Genomic DNA, 19603 nt, shown 5'->3' on the forward strand with positions numbered 1-19603 from the left:
CCCTGGTCCCCGCCCGACCCGCCCGTTAAGGGTGAAGCGAGCATCCCCAAAGTCCGCTAGACTTGCCGAGGCGCAGGGCACTCAAAGGCCCTCGCACCGGGGTGTAGCGCAGCTTGGCAGCGCGCTTCGTTCGGGACGAAGAGGCCGTGGGTTCAAATCCCGCCACCCCGACCCGTTTTACCAGTTGAGGAAGGGTCTCGGAGTTCATCCGGGGCCCTTTTTCGATCTTTAGAGTCGTGGGGAGCCAAACGGGGAGCCACCTCACGCGGACTTTTTCCTAGGGTTCTTACCAGCACGACTGAAGATCGTGTTCATGGTTTCAGCACCTTTGGTGATCACGGGCTTGAGCTGGTGCCGATACACCTGTTCCGTGACCCTGGTGTCGGTGTGCCCGACGAGATCGGCGATGGTCTCAATGGGTACGCCGTTGTCGCTCATGATCGACACGAACGAGTGTCGTAGCTCGCGGGGAGTCCAGTTCTCTCCGATCCCCGCTCGCTTGGTGATCGCACGGAAGGCCCGCCGGGTGTGGGCGGCATCCCGTGGCGTGCCGATCGCCGAACAGAACACGAGACCGTGATCATGCCACGCCTTGCCTGCCTTGATGCGTTGAGCGGCTTGGCTTTGGTGGTGCTGTCGCAGTGCCTTTGCGGCTTGCTGTGGCAGTTCCAGCGTGCGCCGCGACTTGGGTGTCTTGGTGTCACCGCCGACCCGCTCAGCATGTCCGTGGCCGTGTAAAAGTAGCCGCAGGTGGCCAGGTTGAGGTCACCACTGGTGGCCAGTTTTAAGTCCCCACTCCTGATCGCGGGTCCGCGTGTCGTGGGGAAGGGTGCGCCCCTGAACGGTGATCGTGACGGTGTCTAGCCAGTCACCAGGTCACCGCTCAGGGAGTCTGCCCGGCCATGAAATCTTCGGGGGAAGTCATGGACATCATCGCCGCCTACCGGGAGGTAGGCACCTATCGTGGGGCCGCGCAGATGTGCGGCACCACGCACAAGACCGTCAAACGCATCATCGAGCGGGCGCTGGCAGGGGACAAGGCGCCGCCCCGCAAGCAGCGTGACCGCAACTACGACACGGTCGCCCGGCTGGTAGCCGACAAGGTTCGCGCGACGCAGGGGAAGATCTCGGCCAAGCGGCTGCTGCCGCTGGCCCAGGCCGCCGGGTATACCGGGTCGGCGCGTAACTTCCGGCGTCTGGTCGCCCGAACTAAGAAGGACTGGCGGCGGGCCAACCCGCGCGGGCGGCGTCCGGCGGTCTGGACGCCGGGCGAGATGCTGGTCATCGACTGGGGCGATGCGGGCGGCGGGCTGCACGTGTTCTGCGCCGTTTCGGCGTGGTCGCGTTTCCGGTTCGTCCGTTTCGCCGGCAACGAGCGTGCCGAGACCACCCTGGCGTTGCTGGCCGAGTGTTTCGAGACGCTCGGCGCGGTCCCGAAGGCGGTGCTGGCCGATCGGATGGGCTGCCTGAAGGGCGGGGTGGTGGCCAACAAGGTCATTCCCACCGCCGACTACGTGCGATTCGCCACCCACTACGGCTTCCGCCCCGACTGGTGCGAGGCCGGCGATCCCGAATCGAAGGGGATCGTGGAGAACCTCGTCGGCTACGCCAAGCGCGACCTGGTCGTGCCGCACGCCCCCTTCGATGATCTGACGGTGGCCAACCTCGCCGCCCGGAGCTGGTGCGCCGAGGTCAACGCGGTGGTGCACTCGGAGATCTGCGCCGTCCCGGCTGAACGCCTGGTCGCCGAGCGCGAGGTGATGAACGCGCTGCCCTCGCTGCGACCGGCTATCGGCAAGCCACCCCTCACGCGCAAGGTGGACACGCTGTCGTGCGTGCGGTTCGGCTCGGCCCGCTATTCGGTGCCCAACCGGCTTATCGGCGCGAGGGTGGCCGTCATGGAGGCCGACGGCCGGTTGCTGATCATCGACCTGGCCACCGGGGAGATGGTCGCCGACCACGCACCTGTCGCGCCTGGCGAAGCCGCCATCTGCGATGAGCACTACGGCGGGCCCAGGCCCGCGCCACGCCGCGCGGCCAGGCCGCGCACAGAGGCCGAGAAGGCGTTCCTGGCGCTCGGTCCGGCCGCCGAGACCTGGCTGACCGGCTCAGCCGCTTCGGGCAACACCCGGCTGGCCGGTGATCTGGCCGAGTTGGCCGCTCTGCGCGCGGCTCACGGCGAGGCCGCGCTGGTGGCGGCGCTGGAGCGCGCGTCCCGGTTCCGCCGCTGGCGAGCCGAGGACATCCGCTCCATCCTGGCGGCGGGCGCCGGAACCCAGCAGCCCGCCCCGGCCGGGGACGCGCTGGTGCTGGAACTGCCTCAGGTCCCCACCCGATCGCTGGCCGATTACTCCCTGGACAAGATCGGAGAGGTGTCATGACCGCCCCAGCGACCCCGGCGCTGGCCGCCGACCTGGATGCCGGGCTGCGCCGGCTCAAGCTGGCCACGATGCGCCGCCTGGCACCCGAGCTGCTCCTGACCGCCAAGACCCAGCGCTGGAACCCCGAGGAGTTCCTGCGCACGCTCATCGACGCCGAACTGGCCGCGCGTGATGAGTCCAACGCCCGCACCAGGATGAAGGCCGCCGCCTTCCCGGTGATCAAAACGATCGACGAGTTCGACGTCACAGCCTCCTCCATCCCGCGGGCCACCTTCGACTACCTGGCCTCGCTGGAGTGGATCCGGGCAGCGGAGAACTACTGCGCCGTCGGCCCGGCGGGCACGGGCAAGAGCCACAGCCTCATCGCCCTGGGCGTCGCCGCCGTCGGCGCCGGCTACAAGGTGCGCTACTTCACCGCCGCCGAACTGGTCGAGACTCTCTTCCGCGGCCTGGCCGACAACTCCGTGGGCCGGGTGATCGAGAACCTGCTGCGCGCCGACCTGGTGATCATCGACGAAGTCGGGTTCGCCCCGCTGGATGACACCGGCGCTCAGCTGCTGTTCCGGTTCGTGGCCGCCGCCTACGAACGACGCGCCCTGGGTATCGGCTCGCACTGGCCCTTCGACCAGTGGGGCCGCTTCCTGCCCGAACACACCACCGCTGTCAGCCTGCTCGATCGGCTGCTCCACCACAGCATCGTGGTCGTCACCGAGGGTGAGTCCTTCCGCATGCGGCAGGCCCGCACCCGAGGCCCGGCACGGCTCACCAAGCAGTAGTCAACTTCGACGAGGTGGGGACCTCGATCTGGCCACCTGCGGCGACACGCACTTGGCCGTTGACACAGCACGCCACACGTAGATCGCGAACCGGTGATGCCGGAAACCCACTTCGATCACGGGTCGCCATGCTTTGGCCTTGGGCACCCATGTCACAACGTGATCCCAGCGAAGCGCGCGCGCTTCCTCGGTACGTATGCCGGTCAGGAGGCTGATCACCACGTAGGCGTACAGCGTGGATAACAGCCAATTGACCGTGAAGAATGCTGGAGGGACGGCATGACGGCTCACCCGCCCAGCAGCACATCTCCACAGGCCCGATTCGGTGCCGAATTGCGCAGACTCCGGGAGGAGGCAGGGCTGTCCCAACAAGCCGTTGCTGTTCGCCTAGGTTGCACACAAACCCAGGTCAGCCGCCTAGAACAAGCACTCCGTACACCCCAGCGCGAACAAGCCGAGATCCTCGACAAGCTTTTCGGGCTTTCCGAGAAAGGTCACTTCGCCAACCTCTACCGGCGCATGGGTTCTCGCCCAGGTGCGCCAGGGTGGTTCATGGGGTGGGTCGAAGAAATCGAGCCGAATGCCCGTGTGCTTCGCTCCTGGGATCCCCTCCTCGTTCCCGGCCTCCTTCAGACAGAGCCGTACGCCCGTGAGATCTTCGCCCGCGAGCCACGCATAACGCCGGCCGAAGTCGAGGACCGCGTACAAGCTCGCCTGCTACGCCAGCAGATCTTAGACCGCGACGACGCCCCGTCACTGTTGACGCTGATCGACACGGGTGTCCTCCGCCGCCCGGTCGGAGATGCCGCGCTCATGCGCCAACAAATCAGCTTCCTTCTCGAAGTCGCCCAGCGCTCAGCGGTCTCAATCCAACTCGTCGATCCAGCCTGCCTCCCAGGGCTCATGGGCGCCTTCATGATCGCCGAGCTTACGAACGGACCTACGACCATCCACGCCGAGTCTTCAGCTGAGGGTCAAGTCTCAACAGATCCAGCCGTGGTCACATCGGTCCTGGACAGGTACGAGGCCATACGTTTGTGGGCGTATCCTGAGCATGTATCGCTCCGGATGATCAAGGAAGTGGCGCAAGAATGGACCTGAGCGTCGCCGAGTGGCGGAAATCCAAGCGCTCCGGCGGGAGCGGCGGGCAATGCGTTGAAGTGGCAACCAACCTGCCGGATGTGATCGCCGTCCGTGACAGCAAGGACCCCAGCGGTCCCGCGCTCATCTTCACCCCCGACGAATGGCGGGCGTTCCTTAGAGGGGTCAAAGACGGCGAATTCGACGTCTGAATTTGAGCGCCAAGCATGAATAGCCTACAAAGCGAGGCCGTTTGGCTACCTGCAACTGGCTCGCCCTCAGGGCGCTACCGATGTCGAGGTTGGCGCGGAGTCCCGTGTTCGCGGATTTCGGTCAACCGTGACCGATCAAGTTGAGACAGTCAGTCGTGAGACCCGTTGGTCGAAGGGGCCGGACGGGGAGGTTCGTTAGCTGAGTTGGCCCAGGTGGTGGAGTTGAGAGCAGGTCCGTGTTTGGGCCTAGCCCCCACAACTCAGCTATTGGGCCATGCAACACTACTCCGTAGTTGAGTGTGCGGACATGTCTCAGTGACCATCACGCTGCCACAGTGCTTCCTCGATGGATTGCGAAGAAACGGCGCTTCTGGCTCCGAACCAGGTAAGATTCCCTTCACTCGGTCAGTGGTGAGGCGAGACCCAGCCCGTGCGTCAAGCCCTCCGGATTGCAATAAGGAGGTGAAATACCTTGGACCTCATGAACTTGGATAAGTTGACCGATTTTGATTTTGAGTGCTTATGCAAGGATCTTTTTGAGAAGATGCTCGGAGTTAGACTGGAGCTGTTCACAGCAGGGAGTGACGGCGGCACTGATTTACGATACATGAGCCACACGGGGGAAAAGATAGTAATCCAATGTAAGCATTGGATGAAGAGTGGCAGGTCGAAACTTATAGGGCACATGCTCAAGACGGAACTTCCCAAAGTCAGAAAGCTTAGGCCCACCCGTTATATCGTGGCCTCAACCGTCGATATGACTATACCCGCGAAAGATAAGCTATATACATCATTTCAGCCTTACGTCAAATCGCCGAGCGACCTATTCGGCATTGACGAAATTACATCTCTAATCAAAGGTCATCCAGACGTAATAAGAAAGCATATACGACTCTGGCTGAACGATTCAAACGTGCTCGATGCCGCGATTTCCAAGAACATATTCGTGCGCTCGCAGCATTTCGCCGACGAAGTCAAGGGGTCGGTGAAGACCTACGTGTCCACGAGCAAACCTTGGGCAGGCGCTAAAAATTCTCGACTTGAACCACGTCTGTATCATTTCGGGCGCGCCTGGAGTTGGGAAGACAACATTAGCGAAAATTGTCGCCGCACACTATGCGGCTCTTGAGTATGAGCTTGTGGAGATTTCGGAGAATGTTGGAGGATGCCTATCGGATGTGGAACGCCAATTGCAATCAATTATTCGTCTATGACGACTTCCTGGGGCAGAGTACACTAGAGGATAAGCTGTATAAGAATGAGGACAGTCGACTCATTTCACTCATGAAGCGAATCAGTGCAGATCCCACAAAAAGGTTCATCTGCACCACTCGCAGTTACATTCTGGCTCAAGGCAAGACTCGTTACGAGCGTCTTGATCGGGAAAATTTTGAACCCGTTACTTGCGTAGTTAACTTGGACGACTACGACCGCGAGACCAGAGCAAGAATACTCTACAATCACACATTCTGGTCACGTTGGCCAGCTTCGCAGAAGGCGAGCTTGGCCGATCCTGACAACTACCGAAGAATTATAGATCACCCGAACTTCAATCCGCGGGTAATATCCGACGTCCTGGCGACCTCCTTTAACCCCTCCTGGGGTGATGTCACTACACAACTGGTGGCTAGCCTGGATGACCCTATGCGCGTATGGAGACACATATTCGAGAACCAGTTAACAGATGCGGATAGAGTGCTTCTCGCCACGCTATTCTCTCTCGGAGGTGGCTCGTTCTTTGTGCACCTGCAAGAAGTGCTTTTAGCCCAGGAAGATTGGGACACCTCTCGAATGAGGCGGAGTCTCCACGTTCTCGATGGAACCTTTGTCAAGATATATTATGAGCAGTCTCACCAGTATATAGAACTCAGCAATCCCTCTATAAATGACTTTCTTATTCGGGAGATGGCGGATGACAATAGCATTCTAAGACGTGTTCTGCTCAACGCTCGCTCGTTTGAGCAGGTCGCCAATATTTGGGTCTATCATCCCAGCTCCAACATTTGCGACCATGGCGATTTGTACATCGACCTACATCCCTTATCGCATGAGATAGAGGATGCCGCATTGGCGACTCTAGAGGTGCCAACGGCATCTACGCGTGGACTCGTAGGCCGCCTAGTCATTGCACTTAGAGTTTCCGCTGGATTAGGCCTCTCTCGCCTTAATGACCGTGTAGCCGATCTCATAAGCGTGCAAGGCCGGATCTATTTTGGGCAATATGACGACATTGCCGAGATGATTAGAGAGACTGCCGGGTCTAGGAATCCGCAAATTCGCAAGCATCATAAGGCTATCTTGATAGAGGGTCTTACGGCTCTCTTCAATCGCGATCGCAGCGAGAAGGGGGTATTCACTGCAGGTATCTACGCCCACAAACTCGCCGAGTTCGTAGATGAGAAGGTGCTAGATAATATTGATGCTCAAGCGGGAGAACAGTTTGGCCATCTAATGGAACTCTACGAGTTCGGTTCCCCGGATGAGCTCGATCCTGATGTCTTTGCGGAGGCTCTTCGATACATCAGCATTTTCCCAGACTTCTACACCAATTGGCCAATGGCCGAGGCGGCTATGGAGGACTTTCGTGTTGAGGTAAACGATGCTGACGGGGAGGAGGACTATGAAGACGACGACCCCGAATGGTCCGATGGTATCATTTATGAAATCATGACCGCTTTGATGGATATTGCTGATCAAGATTGAGCATTTTGTCCTGAGCAGTGGCCGTACTCGACGCGCTGAAGCACGAGGATTGCCTGGATGAGGATGGTCGCGCGGTACGGGCAGCAGCGTAAGCGCGTCAATACCTTCCAGGGTGATGGGGCGCTCGCCGATGGCGCGGATCTGGGCGTGGGCGCGATTGACGGCCTTCTTGGCTCGTCGACAACCGCGCGGCCGAACGGTGCCGCCGAAACGGCGTGCGGATCGTGCCGCCGGCGCCAGGTTCGTTCGTCCAGGCCCGCTCCACCTGGCACCCCTTTCACCGATCTCGTCCAGCGAGCCGGAGACTTGGAGCGTCCGCTCCTCCTCCAGCGACACGGCGCGAGGCCCGCTTTGAACATTCACATTGCATCCGGACCGCGAGTACCTCGTAAAAGGGCCCGACCTGCGGTCATCCAAGCATGAATAGCCGCAGCGGATACGGGTATGGATCCATCCCCTCTCCTGCGAACGATAGAGATGAATGCTCCCTCATATCTACCTCCCGCTATAGCACCATGAACCAGAAACGGTTTGAGCTCTTCGCGCTGGGAAGGAACTTCCACGGCGAGCAAGTGTCCGCTACCGCTAGAGACTCTCTCGATACGAAGATTGTCGATGGGGGGAAATATTCTCCTGTCCAAGATATCGCGATATCGTCGAAGCTGCTTCAAGTCTAACTGGAATGGAAGAATTCGACTTAAGACTTCACCTCCCAGCGTACGCTTTGTAGCAATCCCAATGATCAATATCCCGCCCGACTCACTATTGGCAAACCTTGCCGCATCTTGGGCAAGTTCTATCCTCGCAGCCTCACTATCAAGATTATACGGCTGGGACTTAACCTCTAGCCATTCTGATTCACTTTGGCCAATCAGGATACTGGCCCTGCCAGCCATGAGGATATCCATGGCTTGTGGGAGTTTTGGAACCTTTGATCCTACGGCGGCCAACAGTTCAGCGACATTGACTCCGATTTCATAGGCGTATTCGACTGTGCGGCTTCGGGTCCGGAGAGCAATATTCAGCTCCCAATAGATCTGACTTCCCGAACCCTCCAGTTCGTGATTGACGAGGGCGCCACCCTTTCGCGACAAATAGGGGGCAACTATCCCAGCAATATCCTCTTCTTCAATATCGCCTGATATGAAGGCGAAAACTCGGATTATTAGATGTCCGTCGGGGGCGAGTAATATACTTACTGGAGAGAATTCGCTGTATTCTGGATCAAAAAGCTCGGGTGACGTATCGGAGATCATTAAGCTGCATGAGTATTCCCGCCAACGGAGAGGCTCAACTAGCCCACCGTTCCACTCCCTAGAAGTGACATCGCTTCCCCAATTTCGACGAAGTAGGTGCACGAAAGTCCGTCGAAGTGAGCTAAGTGAAACCGTCTTCACTGTCTGTAGAGGCGCACGATAGTCACCAAAATCATCGACTGGCCGCAGACGTCCGCCAGAAGAGGTGACGAGCTCACAGTCCTGACTGCTGCGAGCATCCCCAAGCGATGGTGTCCATTTGAATGACAAGTATGGCATTGAGTACGCAGCTATGTGACGTCTTCATCAACCCAGCGGTCTTCTGTGGGGCTAGATGACTGGTCTGGTGCACCCGCCATTGATTAGCGATCCTGCTCATGGTGGGAGTCTGGCTCCCTGTTGAGTCGGGGAGACTCGCTCGTCAGAGCGAAACGGAAATTCATTGGAGAAGGACGAGCCGATGTGTAATGATCGGTAGATGTCCTCTGAACAGATCCGCCTGAACCTCCTACAGCAGCTCGACGCGATAAGCAGCCCTGACGATGCTGTAACTCTTCAGATTGCGTTGGCCAGGGAGATTCAAGCGGCTGAACGAGAGAGGAGCGAGGATAACGATTGGCACAGGCATCTTCTGCGACTAGTGGGTGACGCTCTTACACGTAGAGTGCTAGATCGCCACACCATTAGAGTGCTTGGGCAAGATCGTCTTCGGGCAGCACACCTTTCAAGCCAAGATAAAGACTTCGAGGTTGTACTCAATACCGCCCGTGATTATGCCAGCTCTGGCATAATGCCGATAGTTTCTGACCTCACGCATCTGATTGCCACCGGTGACATCATTGCCGTAACCAATGGCCATATCCATATCGTTGAATGCAAGAATCGCCAGGCATCGATAAGCCAGCCTCGGGGGCGGCATTTGCGACAGTGGCAGCGCGCTCAGCAGGCAGCCAAATACTTGACCCATGGCCATGTGATTAGTAATCAGGGTGAGGTGAAAGTTTCATTCGACGTGGATGAACCCCTTCCTCCGCTCGATGCCGTAGCCAAATGTATTGATGATGCCTGGGCCGACCCAAAGGGTTCTGCACTTGTGGATATTGGTGATCGTGATCGCATTCTAGCCATATGGGTTCGAGACTTGCCCGTAAAAGAAGTTGTCGGCCATTTGTCAAATGATCCAGCGGGTTGGACCATGCCCGCATGGGCATGGTTTTCGCAGGCAGTCGACAACCCGGATCCATTTAGGGCAAATCCCTACAATCTACCAATGTCGGCTGACTATCGAGCGGCATTGGCGGAGAGCGAGCTAATCCTTGCACACTTTGTAGATTTGGGGGTGCTTGAGTATGAGGGAATACACGGTGGTCGTGAAGTACGCATCCGCGTATATCGAAAGTCCGGAAGTTCCCACATCCAGGCCAGGCTTGGTGAGCGCGTTATGGACGTTTCCGACCGATTCGTTGATCAGATACTATTCGACTTCATGCCGCTGCCTGGCGTGCGATCCATGATCTTGCAGATGTTGGATCAAGTCGGAGATATCGATGAACAAACACCGCAGGAAGAAGCCACGGAATGGGCTTCTCCTACTGTGAATGCAACACACTCTTTCGTCTATCCCTCGTCGCCATTTGACTCAGAGCCAGTCGCTGTTTCTAGCCTAGGGATGTTGGAGCAAATTGGGGTAGCCGTGCCATTCGATGAGTTGGCCGCCTACGCAGAAAGCAACAACGAAGACATTACCCTAACTGCAGTTATCCAGAGAGACGGGAATGCTTGGAAGTTGGAACTAGTGGAAGCAGATTCGGAGGAATACCTCACGCGTGGGCTGAATAGTGACAACTAGAGTGAGTATGTGGCGTCGGCAAAGTCGGCCCTAAGGCTAGTCACGTCGCCCCGTACTCTGACCTGCGCCACGATACGCCAGGCGGCCGGGAAGTGAATTCCTCCAGACTCGCTATCTGCCACTACACCACAGCTGCCAACGATCGCCTTACTGCGGTGCGCACATTCCATAGCTGGGGTGGTAACACAGTAAGAGAAGTTCGATGGCTTGGAGCACGTCCGTGACGCTATGGGTTACGTCGTGGGTTGCTCCGTCTCGGTTGATCAAGATCGTGTACAGGCCCGCCTGATTCCCACCGATGATGTCGGAGGCCGGGTTGTCTCCGATCATCCATCCGCCGTCGGCGATGGTCGCACCGCAACGGGAGGCGGCGATCGCGAAGAGTCTGACATCAGGCTTGCGGACGCCCTCGGTTCCCGAGATGGCCCAGCCGTCCACCACCTCAGCGAGACCGGTCCGCTGGATCTTCCCCAACTGGTTATCAGCCATACCATTCGTCACGATCCCAAGACGCCACCCAGCCCTCCGGAGAACAGTCAGCCCGTCAAGCACCTCTGGGCGACAAGAGACGAGGTCCGGCATCCGCTGACGGTATCGAGCCCACAGCGTGTCAACAGGCTCGACCATGCCGAAGCGTTCCCGCACCATGGCGAAGAACGTGGCGCGGTGGGGCACCTTGCGCCCGACCGCGATCAACCAAGCGAACCCCTCGCTCCCAAGCCCGTGATCGGCGGTGAACTCTCGCGCCCAAACGCCGAACGCCTCGTCTAGGTCGATGAGGGTGTTGTCAAGATCTAGGAGGGCGAGACGTTGCACGATGGTGATCATAGTTCCTATTGCCAAGCCATCCCCCGCGCTCCCACTCGGCCACCGTGACCGGACGCAACTCGGTAGCGTCTCGGAAGCATGCGGGGTAGAGCAGGTTCTCGGGAGCGGCGTCGCCGTTCGGTACGAACGGGTCGGGCACGGCCAGCGCCGGCACCTCGACCACCACGTGCCACTCGGCCGGTCCGCATTGTCCGATGATCGAGCCGGCCGCCATCCGCAGGCCAGAAACGGGCAAACCAAAGACCCGGTCTCCGCGCGCACGCGGAGACCGGGTCGGGCCGGTTGGCTGGTCAGTGGTGGGCGATCCACCAAATGGCCAGGTGGATCGGTGCGGCGGCTATGGCCGCGGCTATGCCGCGGATAGCGGCGATCAGCGCGATGCGGGGCAGGCGACGAACAAGCGAGGGCATGATGAGAGAGCCCCTTCCGTTGGAGGGCGCCTCGGCGTCCGCGCCGGTAACCCCTGAGAAGGTGGTGCGGACGCCGATGAAGTGGCGCAGCCGCCCCGGAGGGGGCGGCCTGATCATCACCTTGGAGCGCCAGACCCATTTGTGCGCAAGATTCTTACAAACTCTTACACGGCCCTACAGGGCCTTCCAACAGGGCATTCGATGCTTTACAGGCGCTGACTACTGCGAACATCTACTGACAGCTGCCGCTTCCACTTACACTTCCTGACAACATGCGATACTACTGTCGACATGAGCGAACCAGCCGCCATCCCCCGCAACGACGCGACCGCCCCGCTGGACGCCCTCAGGCAACGGTTGCAGTTGCTTCACGTCACCGCGGGCGAACCCAGCACACGAACAATCTCCAAGCGCACCAAGAGCGAGGTCAGTCACACCACCGTCGCCCAAGTGCTGCGCGTCCTGCCCAACCTCAGGTGGCCGCAGCTCGAACACGTCGTCAAAGCCCTCAGCGGCGACGCCAAGACGGTGAGTGAATTTCACCGCCTGTGGATCAAGACACGCCAGATAGGCCGCGCACCCCACGGATCTACGCCAGACATCGATACGCGACAGGAGAAGACCGATTCCGATCGCCGCAATGAAGCATGGAGATGGCACGCTCTAGAGCCTGTAGCAAGGGAACTCGCGGCCACCGGTCACTATCGCCTTGCGCGGGCTCTTCAAGTTCAGATTCATGACGCCCTGACTAGCCACTACACCATTGATGATCCTGTTCTCCTGAGGGCTCGGGCACTGCTCGCGGAGTGGACCGGTAAGGCTGGCAACCACATCGCCGCCCGCAACCTCTTCACCAGTCTGCTCGCCGCCTACCTTCGCGTCGAAGGCCCCGACCATCCCCAGACGCTGGATACCCGGCACAGCCTCGCTCTTTGGACGGGAAACGCTGGCGATGCCAAGGCTGCCCGCGACCAGTTCGCCGCCCTGCTCTCTGACTACCTTCGCGTTCTGGGTGCCGAGCATCCCAGCACCCGGTCCACCCAGGACAACCTCGCCCAATGGACCGAAAGGGACGCGCTTCGGGTTGAGGGAGAGCAAGAGGACTGATCAGGACGCTCTTGATCTTTCCGTGTCGCTCGACATTCGCTGGATTACGGTGTAGGGCCCTTGGTTAATTTGCTCACGGATGACCGGTTCCCTTCGGGGGTGACCGATCCTTCGGCCACTCCGGACTCGCTGGTCTCCACCAGGCGCCCTCTCTGCAGTGACCTCCAGCTGCCATCCGTACGGCCACGGGGTGAGCCCAGTAAGGGTCGCCCCGTCGAACACGGCAAGCCTTATCACAATCTCTTCGGTTGGGCTCCACCCGTCGTCAGGCTGAGAAGGTCACGCCGCCGAACCATGCACGCCCGGAGAAGGTCGCCTCGTTGAACAGTGCGTAGAGGTCGACCCCCTTCCCCGGCGTGCCGTGGCGTCGCGGATCTTGCCGAGCTGACCGAAGAGCCCTCTCCCGTCAACGATCGTCAGGAGAGGGCTTGCGATCATCACGACCTGGAATGTCAGGCGAGTTGCCGTGGGCTGATGGCGGATACGATCTGCCTCACCTTGCGGCGGTCGACACCATGTTTTTCTGCGAGAAACCGTTGTGACAGCGGCCTCCCAGGCCCGTTGAGGCTGGCCACGTAGTCGGCGAGGATCGCCTCCTCGGTGGACTGCGCCACTATGGTACCGATGGTTCCGACATGCACCAGAGCCGACCCGATCTCGTCCCGCGCCGGATTCTCCCGTTCCTGCGGGTCCGTCGACGCGACACGTCGAGTCAGCATCATGAGTAGCTCGAAGGATCCGACCAAGGCCACCGCGGGCCACGCGCTGACGAGCGCGCCCACGATGCCGTGGTTCATGCCGTGCGCCACATTGGCGCCGACGGTGGCCACGATACCCACGCCGAGACTCCACTTGGCCAGCCCTGGCACATGCCGGCCGCTACGACTGGCATCAAGAATCACCATCGACGCCGCCCAAATGAGCCCGTCCATCGTGAACGGGACCAATCGCGCGGTGATGCCCGACTCGCCATGGGAGCTGACGAGTTCGTAGGCGTGCTGGTAGGAGATCACAGCCGCAACGGCCGCGACCGCGAGCACGGCAAGCGCCGTAGTAATGCGCGTGAGTCGCTCAGCCATGAGCCAACTCCTCATGGACCTTGAACCACTCCTCGTCGCTGACCGCGCGGATCTCGCTCGCGTCGCGGAAGCACACGGGATAGAGCATGTCCTCCGGACCCGCATCGGAGACGCTGGGGTCCGGCTCAGCCAGCACGGATACCTCGATGACGATGGACCACTCGCCGGGACCGCATTCGTCGATGACCGATCCCGGCAGCCACGCCCATGAGTCCCCATCGGCCTCGTCGGCGCCGGGCAGGGGGTATCGCACCAAAACCGGGGCGTCTACTGGGAACAGGGCTCCATCGGCGGTGACATCGTTATACTTGATCTTCTTGGTCACAGGGACTCCTCTCCCGCCTGGGGGAGCCGCGGGAGCCAATTCGGGGAGCCAATGCCTTCTAACTCCCGCCGACTCACCGCGACCCCCTCAGGGCGTTGGTGCAGGTGAGGAACACCCCGTCCGACTCACTTCGACCTGGATCGACTCACTGGAGTTGCTTCGGGACGAAGAGGCCGTGGGTTCAAATCCCGCCACCCCGACCCATGTGATGTCTCAAGACATCAGAAACCCTCGAACCTACGGTTCGGGGGTTTCTTTCTGTTTTGGGGTTGGTAGTCGCGGCTGGGGTCGATGGTCCCATCCCACATGCCCGGCGGGAGGTCCGTGTGTGGTGAATGGATGGTTCGCTGGACTCGGTGCGCTCGACCTTCTGAACACGCACGGTCACTCCGCGTTCGAATTGCAGCGCCATCGCCTCATCGGTCTGCCAGCGAACGGGGTCACCGGAGGGTTGGACACCTCTGTAGGGCTATCGGGGGTTCAGTGGATCAGGCGTTCGTAGCGAGGGCTCAACTGGTAGGAACGGATCTTGCGAGCCGAGTCGTGGATCTCCAGCAGTCCGTCTTGGACCCATCGACGGGCAAGGGGGGCAACCGTTCGCGGGCTGAGGCCCAGGTGGGAGGCGATCTGGGCACTGGTCACGATCCCGTGGTCGCGAAAGAGCTCGAGCAACCGGCGGGCGCGCGGATCGAGCTGCCGCAACGCCGCCGAATCGTCACGGCCGGAGACGGCGCTGCCTGCCTGGGCCTCGGTTACGCGGACGCGGACCGCACCCAGGGCATCCGCCATGCTCACACAGAAGAAGCCCACGAAGCCGGTGATGTCCGCCTCCGCACGCCCCAAGTAGTAGTTGTGCGAAGGACCAACCGTCAGCGCCGCGTAGTACGCCGTGAGATCGCGGGCATAATGCTCCTCCAGGGAGTAGATACCCTTCAAGCCGTAGCCAGCCCGGTGCAACACCAGCGTGGTCAGCAGGCGGGCTGTACGCCCGTTGCCGTCGTAGTACGGGTGGATCGTGGCGTACTGGTAGTGCGTGATGGCCGCGACGATGGGAGCAGGCAACTCCCGTCTCTCCAGCTGCTCGTTGATCCACTCGAAGAGGCCGGCCATGAGGACAGGCACGTCCCCGGCCTCGGGCGGCATGTAGACGATGCGTCCGGTGGCGGCATCCCGGATGACGTTCTGGCCAGGCCGGTAGGGTGAGGGCCTCTCCATGCCATCTTGGACCAGCCCATGGACGCGGCGCATCTTCGTCTCGTCGATCGGCCCTGTGGCTGCGGCCAGGGATTCGACGTATTCGAGCGCGCGATAGTAGTTGCGCACCTCCACCTCGTCACGCTCTCGTCCCGGGAAGTGCGCTCCCTGCAGTGCCTCGCTGACCTGCGCCTGGGTGAGCCGGTTACCTTCGATCTGCGTGGAGTAGTGGGTCGCGGTGAGCTTGGCGGTCTGGCGGAGCCCGGCCAGCACCTCTACGTTGATGGGCAACTCCATGATCGCCTGACGGTCTCCTTCGATGGCCATCAGCGCCGTGGCGATCGACGGTGAGATGGTGAAGTTGGGCGTGAACACCCTTCAATGATACGCGATCACGTTGATAAATGTCGAATAAATCGTCGATAAAACGGTCCCTACAAGCCTGCCCAAGCACCGCGTGCAACGGGTCGAGGCTAGGCCAGCAATACCCTCGCAGCCACACGCCACAGCCGATCGGACTGTAACGTCACCACCGCTCCTAATTGATCATCCGGCGGTGCGGAAGCGTTCGTACCGCTCCTCAATCAACTCCGGCTTTGGCCGGTCCATCTTCCGATGCGGCACCACCAGCCAGAGCCCATGCATCTCCTGCAAGCCGTGCTTGAGCATCGGTCCGTCGATCTCCTCCAGAATGTCGGAGCGCACCTCGATCATCAGATCCGGCCGGACTCCGAGGATGTTCTGGTCATAGGCAGCATGGTGGATCTTGCACAGGGCCATGCCGTTGGAAACCGCAGGGACACCACGCTCCTCGCGATCGGGGATGATATGGGCGGCATCCAGCAGGGACAGGTGCTTGAGGAGGGTGGTGTCAACGCCGTCGAGTGGTTCGCCGGTGGCTGGCGGGGCGGCGAGCGTGACCAGGCTCTTGAGTAGATCGACCTGGATGAGCTCGCTTATCGAGAAGGAGCCGAGCCCCGATTTCATCGCGCAGTCGTAGTCGCGGGCATCCCGATACCAGATCTTTCCCTGCGGCAGGTGCTCTGTCGTGGCGGGACGGACGAATTCCTTGCTCTCACCGATGCCCTCCGCGATTTTGATGGTGCGGGTGGTGTCGCTCGGTAGGTCCTCGTCGACCACATCCCACATGTCCTCGGGGATATCCGTGCGGTGATACGTCGTGATGAGATCGGAGGCCGTGGTCCCCATGTGATTGCTCTCGCCGTACTCGCCTAGCTGGACCACGCCTTCGGTCCGTTTCTCGTTGTAACCCCCGCCGTCCAGGACCATCACCTCGTCGCCCTGCTGAGAGATGTTCACGGATGGCTCGCTGGACTCGGTGCGCTCGACCTTCTGAACACGCACGGTCACTCCACGTTTTAGTTGCAGCGCCATCGCCTCATCGGGCCTGCCGGCGAACGGGGTCACCGGCGGGTTAGACGGTGTTGCGGTGGAAGGTGCGATCTCGCTCCCGCAAGCCGGCAGCAAGAGAACAGCCAGCATCCCGGCAGCGCTACCGCTCTTCATACCTGATCCCCCCGCTCAGCCATAGCCCGAGGGATCATGACAGACCCGTCAAAGCGCCGACAAGGTCAGCAGCGGGACGACGTCATAGAGGATGGCCTCGTTACGATCAAGCCGGGATCTCAGTTGGTAGGCCGGTTCTTCACCCGAAAATATCGGCAGCGGTGATCGAGATGATGTCCGGCGCGGGGTCGACATGGGTCACGGTTTCGCGTGCGCACAGTGCGTAGACGAGTTCGTCGGCGATCGGCAGACCTGATTCGATCGCTTTGCGGCGCAACCCGGTCAACAGGCGCTGGCCGTTCGCGCCCGCGCCCCATTTGGCCTCGCCCACGAGCGTGACCGTACGGCTGCGACCGGTCAGCACGACGGCGTCAAGCTGACAGGGGTCTTCCGCACCGGAGACGCTCTGCCGCCAGAACTGGCCGACGTCGACCACCGGCGACAAGCGAGGGTCCTTCGGCGCGATCAGGGTCAGGTGGGCGCGGAAGGCCTCCTCCCAGCGGTCGCCCATGAAATCGTCGAACTGCTCCTGAACGACTTGGAGAACGTCATGGCCCAGGCCACGCACGATGGCAGGCCGGTGAGTTTCCACGATGGACAGCCAGAAGGCGAGAAAGTTGTCCGCGACCCGATAGTGAGCGCGTCGCGCGTCCGGCTTGGCGCGGACGGGCTGGACTCGTTCGATCAACCCGAGATCTCGCAGCGCCTGAAGCGCCCTAGTGGGTTCCGCGCCGATCGCGTCCTTGATCTCCGAGAATTTCGTACGACCCGCGGCGATTGCGCGCAGGACCTGTTCCGGGATCCGTTCGCGGCGCCCGCCAGCGAAATCCTCGGTGGCGAGCACCAGTTCGCCTTCGTTCAGCAGAATGCCCTGCTCCGTGCAAACCAGTCGTTCGAGGTTCTGCTGGAAAGTGGCCTGGTCGTCCCACAAGGCGAGGTAGTACGGCGTGCCACCACAGACCCCCCACGCCCTGGCACGGTCGGCGGCCCCTAGTCCCGGCAGCATGAGAGCGGACTCCCCGGGAGTGAACGGGCGCAGGTGAAGCCGGAGCGTCGCCCGTCCGAACAGCGGAGCACGTTCGGCCTGCAACGCCTCCATCACCCGGACCGCCGAGCCAGTGATCAGCAGCCGCAACTTGGTATCCCCCACCTGCTCCCAGAGCGCTCTCAAAGCGCTTTCCAGGTTGGGTTCGCTCTGCAGGAGTTCGCCAAACTCATCGATCACCAGCAGCAGCGGCTCATCTTTCGCGGCATGAGCAAGGACCTCGATCACGTCGTCCCAGTCTGCGAATGGCCGGCGCGTCAGGTCGCGACGGCTGTCGCTGGCGAACGGATGCGCGAGTCTGGAGAGGAGCGCCAGTTCCTGTTGGACCGCCCGGTTGCGCGCGACGTGGAAAACAACCCGCTTGTCCCGGGCCCAATGGGAGATCAGAAAGGACTTTCCGACCCGCCTGCGCCCCCAGACGACACCGAACTGGGGACCGGGCTGATTCCACCAGGCGTCGAGCGCGGCCAGCTCTCGCCGTCGGTTGATGAAGGACATGATCCAGAGTAACCTACGACTATCGTATGCTGCAATGGTCGTAGGTTACGCCGGGACGCAAGATCGCACGCGAGGGTATCTCTGCGCAGTCTATTTACGGCGCCCTCATACTTCTCGGGGCTTATGAGTCGCTCGCGTCATATGTTCGAAGGCATGACCGACGACGAGCTGCGTGCGGAGCTGTTGAGGCGTATGAAGGTTGATCAGGATATTCGTCAGCCGGCTGCGGAGCCTCCGACTCAGGAGTACATGGCGCGGTGGATGGAGATCGACCGGGATAATACGGCGTGGCTTTGGGCGGTGGTGCGCGAGCGGGGTTGGCCGCTGTTGTCGCAGGTTGGGGAGGATGGAGGGCTGGCGGCTTGGCTACTGGCTCAGCACGCTGACGCCTCGCCTGAGATTCAGCGTGAATTTCATGCGGCGCTTTCGGAGGCCGTGGTCGGCGAGGAGGCGATGCCTGCCAATCTTGCCTATCTCGAGGATCGAGTTCGAGTGAATTCCGGTCGTCCTCAGTTGTATGGAACACAATTCATGGATGACGGCCGTGACTTCGGACCGCGGCCGATAGAAGACCCGGAGCATCTGGACGAGCGACGCGCCGCGGTTGGTCTGGAGCCGTTCGAGGATTATGTGGCCCAGATGCAGCGACTCCAGGAGGGCTACGGCTGACAGCGTCCTCGCCTTTGGAATGGTGGCTCTGTCCAGTGTTCTGCGGCGGTCTGGGCTAGTCGTGTACGGATTTTGCGCGGAGGTGGACGCGTTCGCCCTGGCGGCCGAAGAGGCTGAGGACCTCGACGGGGGTGGTGTCGGCGGTGCCGAACCAGTGGGGGATGCGGGTGTCGAACTCGGCCGCTTCGCCTGGGGCGATAACGAGATCTTTATCGCCGAGCAGCAGGCGGAGTCGGCCGTTGAGGACGTAGATCCACTCGTAGCCTTCGTGGGTTTTCGGGTCGGGGGGTCGCTGGCGGGAGGCGGGGATGATCAGTTTGTACGCCTGTACGCCGCCGGCGCGGCGGGTCAGCGGGACCATGGTCATGCCGTTGTAGGTGACGGGGCGTAGGTGGACCCGGGGGTCGCCGGTTGGTGGGGCGCCGATGAGTTCGTCGATCTGAACTCCGTACGCCTGGGAGAGCAGCAGGAGTAGTTCCAGGGTGGGGCGGCGCTGGCCGGATTCCAGTCGGGACAGGGTGGAGACCGAGATGCCCGTGGTCGCGGACAGGTCGGCCAGCGTGGTCTCGCGTTGGCGCCGCAGCGTGCGCAGCCGGGGTCCGACGGCGGTGAGCACGCTGTCCAGGTTGTCCTCCACACGACCAGTTTGCCATAACAGCAAGAA

The 19603-nt window shown here is 61.0% G+C and carries 20 protein-coding genes, 1 tRNA gene and 1 pseudogene; 11 read left to right on the forward strand and 11 right to left on the reverse strand.

The genetic code is table 11. The annotated features are described in order from the left end of the window. Window positions 1-97: 97 nt before the first annotated feature. Window positions 98-171: transfer RNA gene (locus Amac_RS38405), tRNA-Pro, on the forward strand. A gap of 90 nt (window positions 172-261) precedes the next feature. Here the strand turns inward: Amac_RS38405 and Amac_RS38410 are convergent. Next, a complete protein-coding gene (locus Amac_RS38410) occupies window positions 262-750 on the reverse strand; it encodes a tyrosine-type recombinase/integrase (protein ID WP_155359342.1) in 489 nt (162 codons plus the stop codon). 152 nt (window positions 751-902) lie between these two features. Here Amac_RS38410 and istA point away from each other — a divergent pair, with 152 nt between their 5' ends. The 7 genes from istA (at window position 903) to Amac_RS38445 (ending at window position 7152) form a co-directional block, all read left to right on the forward strand. Further along, a complete protein-coding gene (gene istA / locus Amac_RS38415; protein ID WP_155359343.1) occupies window positions 903-2381 on the forward strand; it encodes an IS21 family transposase in 1479 nt (492 codons plus the stop codon). Beyond that, window positions 2378-3157 (forward strand): IS21-like element helper ATPase IstB, encoded by a 780-nt coding sequence (istB, locus tag Amac_RS38420; protein ID WP_155359344.1) that lies wholly within the window; start codon window positions 2378-2380, stop codon window positions 3155-3157. The genes istA and istB overlap by 4 nt, the downstream gene beginning before the upstream one ends. Window positions 3158-3436: 279 nt before the next feature. Beyond that, window positions 3437-4258 carry a helix-turn-helix domain-containing protein gene (locus tag Amac_RS38425; protein WP_155359345.1) on the forward strand — a complete coding sequence of 274 codons (822 nt, stop codon included), beginning with the start codon at window positions 3437-3439 and terminating at the stop codon, window positions 4256-4258. Beyond that, the gene (locus Amac_RS38430) at window positions 4249-4449 is read left to right on the forward strand and encodes a DUF397 domain-containing protein (protein WP_155359346.1); all 201 of its coding nucleotides are present in this window, start codon (window positions 4249-4251) and stop codon (window positions 4447-4449) included. The genes Amac_RS38425 and Amac_RS38430 overlap by 10 nt, the downstream gene beginning before the upstream one ends. Window positions 4450-4930: 481 nt before the next feature. Further along, window positions 4931-5578 carry a restriction endonuclease gene (locus Amac_RS38435; protein ID WP_155359347.1) on the forward strand — a complete coding sequence of 216 codons (648 nt, stop codon included), beginning with the start codon at window positions 4931-4933 and terminating at the stop codon, window positions 5576-5578. Then, window positions 5508-5663, forward strand: coding sequence for an nSTAND3 domain-containing NTPase (locus Amac_RS58165; protein ID WP_373869920.1), 156 nt, complete (start codon window positions 5508-5510; stop codon window positions 5661-5663). The genes Amac_RS38435 and Amac_RS58165 overlap by 71 nt, the downstream gene beginning before the upstream one ends. Continuing rightward, window positions 5605-7152, forward strand: a complete 1548-nt coding sequence (locus Amac_RS38445; RefSeq protein WP_155359348.1) for an nSTAND3 domain-containing NTPase — start codon at window positions 5605-5607, stop codon at window positions 7150-7152. Before Amac_RS58165 ends, Amac_RS38445 begins: the two co-directional genes overlap by 59 nt. On the opposite strand, the pseudogene Amac_RS56705 reads toward Amac_RS38445, so the two are convergent. Together Amac_RS56705 and Amac_RS38450 are read right to left on the reverse strand one after the other, a co-directional pair. Beyond that, window positions 7143-7390: pseudogene (locus Amac_RS56705) on the reverse strand (IS5/IS1182 family transposase); the annotation flags it as partial. The gene Amac_RS38445 and the pseudogene Amac_RS56705 sit on opposite strands and share 10 nt — an antisense overlap. Before the next feature lie 121 nt (window positions 7391-7511). After that, window positions 7512-8408 (reverse strand): AlbA family DNA-binding domain-containing protein, encoded by an 897-nt coding sequence (locus tag Amac_RS38450; RefSeq protein WP_170322867.1) that lies wholly within the window; start codon window positions 8406-8408, stop codon window positions 7512-7514. Between the two features lie 478 nt (window positions 8409-8886). Between Amac_RS38450 and Amac_RS38455 the strand changes: the two genes are divergently transcribed. After that, window positions 8887-10257: a hypothetical protein gene (locus Amac_RS38455; RefSeq protein ID WP_155359350.1), complete on the forward strand. Its 1371-nt coding sequence runs from the start codon at window positions 8887-8889 to the stop codon at window positions 10255-10257. A gap of 147 nt (window positions 10258-10404) precedes the next feature. Here Amac_RS38455 and Amac_RS38460 read toward each other — a convergent pair whose 3' ends face one another. Both Amac_RS38460 and Amac_RS38465 read right to left on the reverse strand, forming a co-directional pair. After that, window positions 10405-11085 (reverse strand): HAD family hydrolase, encoded by a 681-nt coding sequence (locus Amac_RS38460; RefSeq protein ID WP_246268992.1) that lies wholly within the window; start codon window positions 11083-11085, stop codon window positions 10405-10407. Between the two features lie 290 nt (window positions 11086-11375). Beyond that, window positions 11376-11612, reverse strand: coding sequence for a hypothetical protein (locus Amac_RS38465; RefSeq protein ID WP_155359351.1), 237 nt, complete (start codon window positions 11610-11612; stop codon window positions 11376-11378). A 174-nt stretch (window positions 11613-11786) separates the two neighbouring features. On the opposite strand from Amac_RS38465, the gene Amac_RS38470 reads away from it, so the two are divergent. Beyond that, window positions 11787-12602, forward strand: coding sequence for a tetratricopeptide repeat protein (locus Amac_RS38470; protein ID WP_155359352.1), 816 nt, complete (start codon window positions 11787-11789; stop codon window positions 12600-12602). A 452-nt stretch (window positions 12603-13054) separates the two neighbouring features. Here the strand turns inward: Amac_RS38470 and Amac_RS38475 are convergent, their stop codons facing one another. The 5 genes from Amac_RS38475 to Amac_RS38495 all read right to left on the reverse strand — a co-directional run bounded on the left by Amac_RS38475 (window position 13055) and on the right by Amac_RS38495 (window position 18270). Then, entirely contained in the window at window positions 13055-13681 is a 627-nt protein-coding gene (locus Amac_RS38475) for a DUF2637 domain-containing protein (protein WP_155359353.1), read from the reverse strand. Beyond that, window positions 13674-14006 carry a hypothetical protein gene (locus Amac_RS38480; protein ID WP_155359354.1) on the reverse strand — a complete coding sequence of 111 codons (333 nt, stop codon included), beginning with the start codon at window positions 14004-14006 and terminating at the stop codon, window positions 13674-13676. Before Amac_RS38480 ends, Amac_RS38475 begins: the two co-directional genes overlap by 8 nt. 480 nt (window positions 14007-14486) lie before the next feature. After that, the gene (locus Amac_RS38485) at window positions 14487-15575 is read right to left on the reverse strand and encodes a Fic family protein (RefSeq protein WP_218041541.1); all 1089 of its coding nucleotides are present in this window, start codon (window positions 15573-15575) and stop codon (window positions 14487-14489) included. Between the two features lie 171 nt (window positions 15576-15746). Further along, window positions 15747-16727, reverse strand: a complete 981-nt coding sequence (locus tag Amac_RS38490; protein ID WP_218041542.1) for an HNH endonuclease — start codon at window positions 16725-16727, stop codon at window positions 15747-15749. 139 nt (window positions 16728-16866) lie between these two features. Further along, window positions 16867-18270: an ATP-binding protein gene (locus Amac_RS38495; RefSeq protein WP_155359355.1), complete on the reverse strand. Its 1404-nt coding sequence runs from the start codon at window positions 18268-18270 to the stop codon at window positions 16867-16869. A gap of 153 nt (window positions 18271-18423) precedes the next feature. On the opposite strand from Amac_RS38495, the gene Amac_RS38500 reads away from it, so the two are divergent. Continuing rightward, window positions 18424-18939: a DUF6624 domain-containing protein gene (locus tag Amac_RS38500; RefSeq protein ID WP_218041543.1), complete on the forward strand. Its 516-nt coding sequence runs from the start codon at window positions 18424-18426 to the stop codon at window positions 18937-18939. Window positions 18940-18994: 55 nt separating this feature from the next. On the opposite strand, the gene Amac_RS38505 is transcribed toward Amac_RS38500, so the two are convergent. Then, on the reverse strand, window positions 18995-19576 hold the full coding sequence (locus tag Amac_RS38505) for a helix-turn-helix domain-containing protein (RefSeq protein WP_155359357.1): 582 nt from the start codon (window positions 19574-19576) through the stop codon (window positions 18995-18997). Between the last annotated feature and the right edge of the window lie 27 nt (window positions 19577-19603).

Origin of the sequence: Acrocarpospora macrocephala (assembly GCF_009687865.1) — a bacterium.
Lineage (GTDB): Bacteria > Actinomycetota > Actinomycetes > Streptosporangiales > Streptosporangiaceae > Acrocarpospora > Acrocarpospora macrocephala.

Bases quoted from the DNA above. Each gene is read 5' to 3' on its own strand.
- Amac_RS38445 (WP_155359348.1), top strand. From the start codon at position 5,605: ATGTTGGAGGATGCCTATCGGATGTGGAACGCCAATTGCAATCAATTA.
- Amac_RS38450 (WP_170322867.1), bottom strand. From the start codon at position 8,408: ATGATCTCCGATACGTCACCCGAGCTTTTTGATCCAGAATACAGCGAA.
- istB (WP_155359344.1), top strand. From the start codon at position 2,378: ATGACCGCCCCAGCGACCCCGGCGCTGGCCGCCGACCTGGATGCCGGG.
- Amac_RS38435 (WP_155359347.1), top strand. From the start codon at position 4,931: ATGAACTTGGATAAGTTGACCGATTTTGATTTTGAGTGCTTATGCAAG.
- Amac_RS38475 (WP_155359353.1), bottom strand. From the start codon at position 13,681: ATGGCTGAGCGACTCACGCGCATTACTACGGCGCTTGCCGTGCTCGCG.
- Amac_RS38495 (WP_155359355.1), bottom strand. From the start codon at position 18,270: ATGTCCTTCATCAACCGACGGCGAGAGCTGGCCGCGCTCGACGCCTGG.
- Amac_RS38470 (WP_155359352.1), top strand. From the start codon at position 11,787: ATGAGCGAACCAGCCGCCATCCCCCGCAACGACGCGACCGCCCCGCTG.
- Amac_RS38460 (WP_246268992.1), bottom strand. From the start codon at position 11,085: ATGATCACCATCGTGCAACGTCTCGCCCTCCTAGATCTTGACAACACC.
- Amac_RS38490 (WP_218041542.1), bottom strand. From the start codon at position 16,727: ATGAAGAGCGGTAGCGCTGCCGGGATGCTGGCTGTTCTCTTGCTGCCG.
- Amac_RS38500 (WP_218041543.1), top strand. From the start codon at position 18,424: ATGACCGACGACGAGCTGCGTGCGGAGCTGTTGAGGCGTATGAAGGTT.
- Amac_RS38455 (WP_155359350.1), top strand. From the start codon at position 8,887: ATGTCCTCTGAACAGATCCGCCTGAACCTCCTACAGCAGCTCGACGCG.
- istA (WP_155359343.1), top strand. From the start codon at position 903: ATGAAATCTTCGGGGGAAGTCATGGACATCATCGCCGCCTACCGGGAG.
- Amac_RS38425 (WP_155359345.1), top strand. From the start codon at position 3,437: ATGACGGCTCACCCGCCCAGCAGCACATCTCCACAGGCCCGATTCGGT.
- Amac_RS38430 (WP_155359346.1), top strand. From the start codon at position 4,249: ATGGACCTGAGCGTCGCCGAGTGGCGGAAATCCAAGCGCTCCGGCGGG.
- Amac_RS38465 (WP_155359351.1), bottom strand. From the start codon at position 11,612: ATGATCAGGCCGCCCCCTCCGGGGCGGCTGCGCCACTTCATCGGCGTC.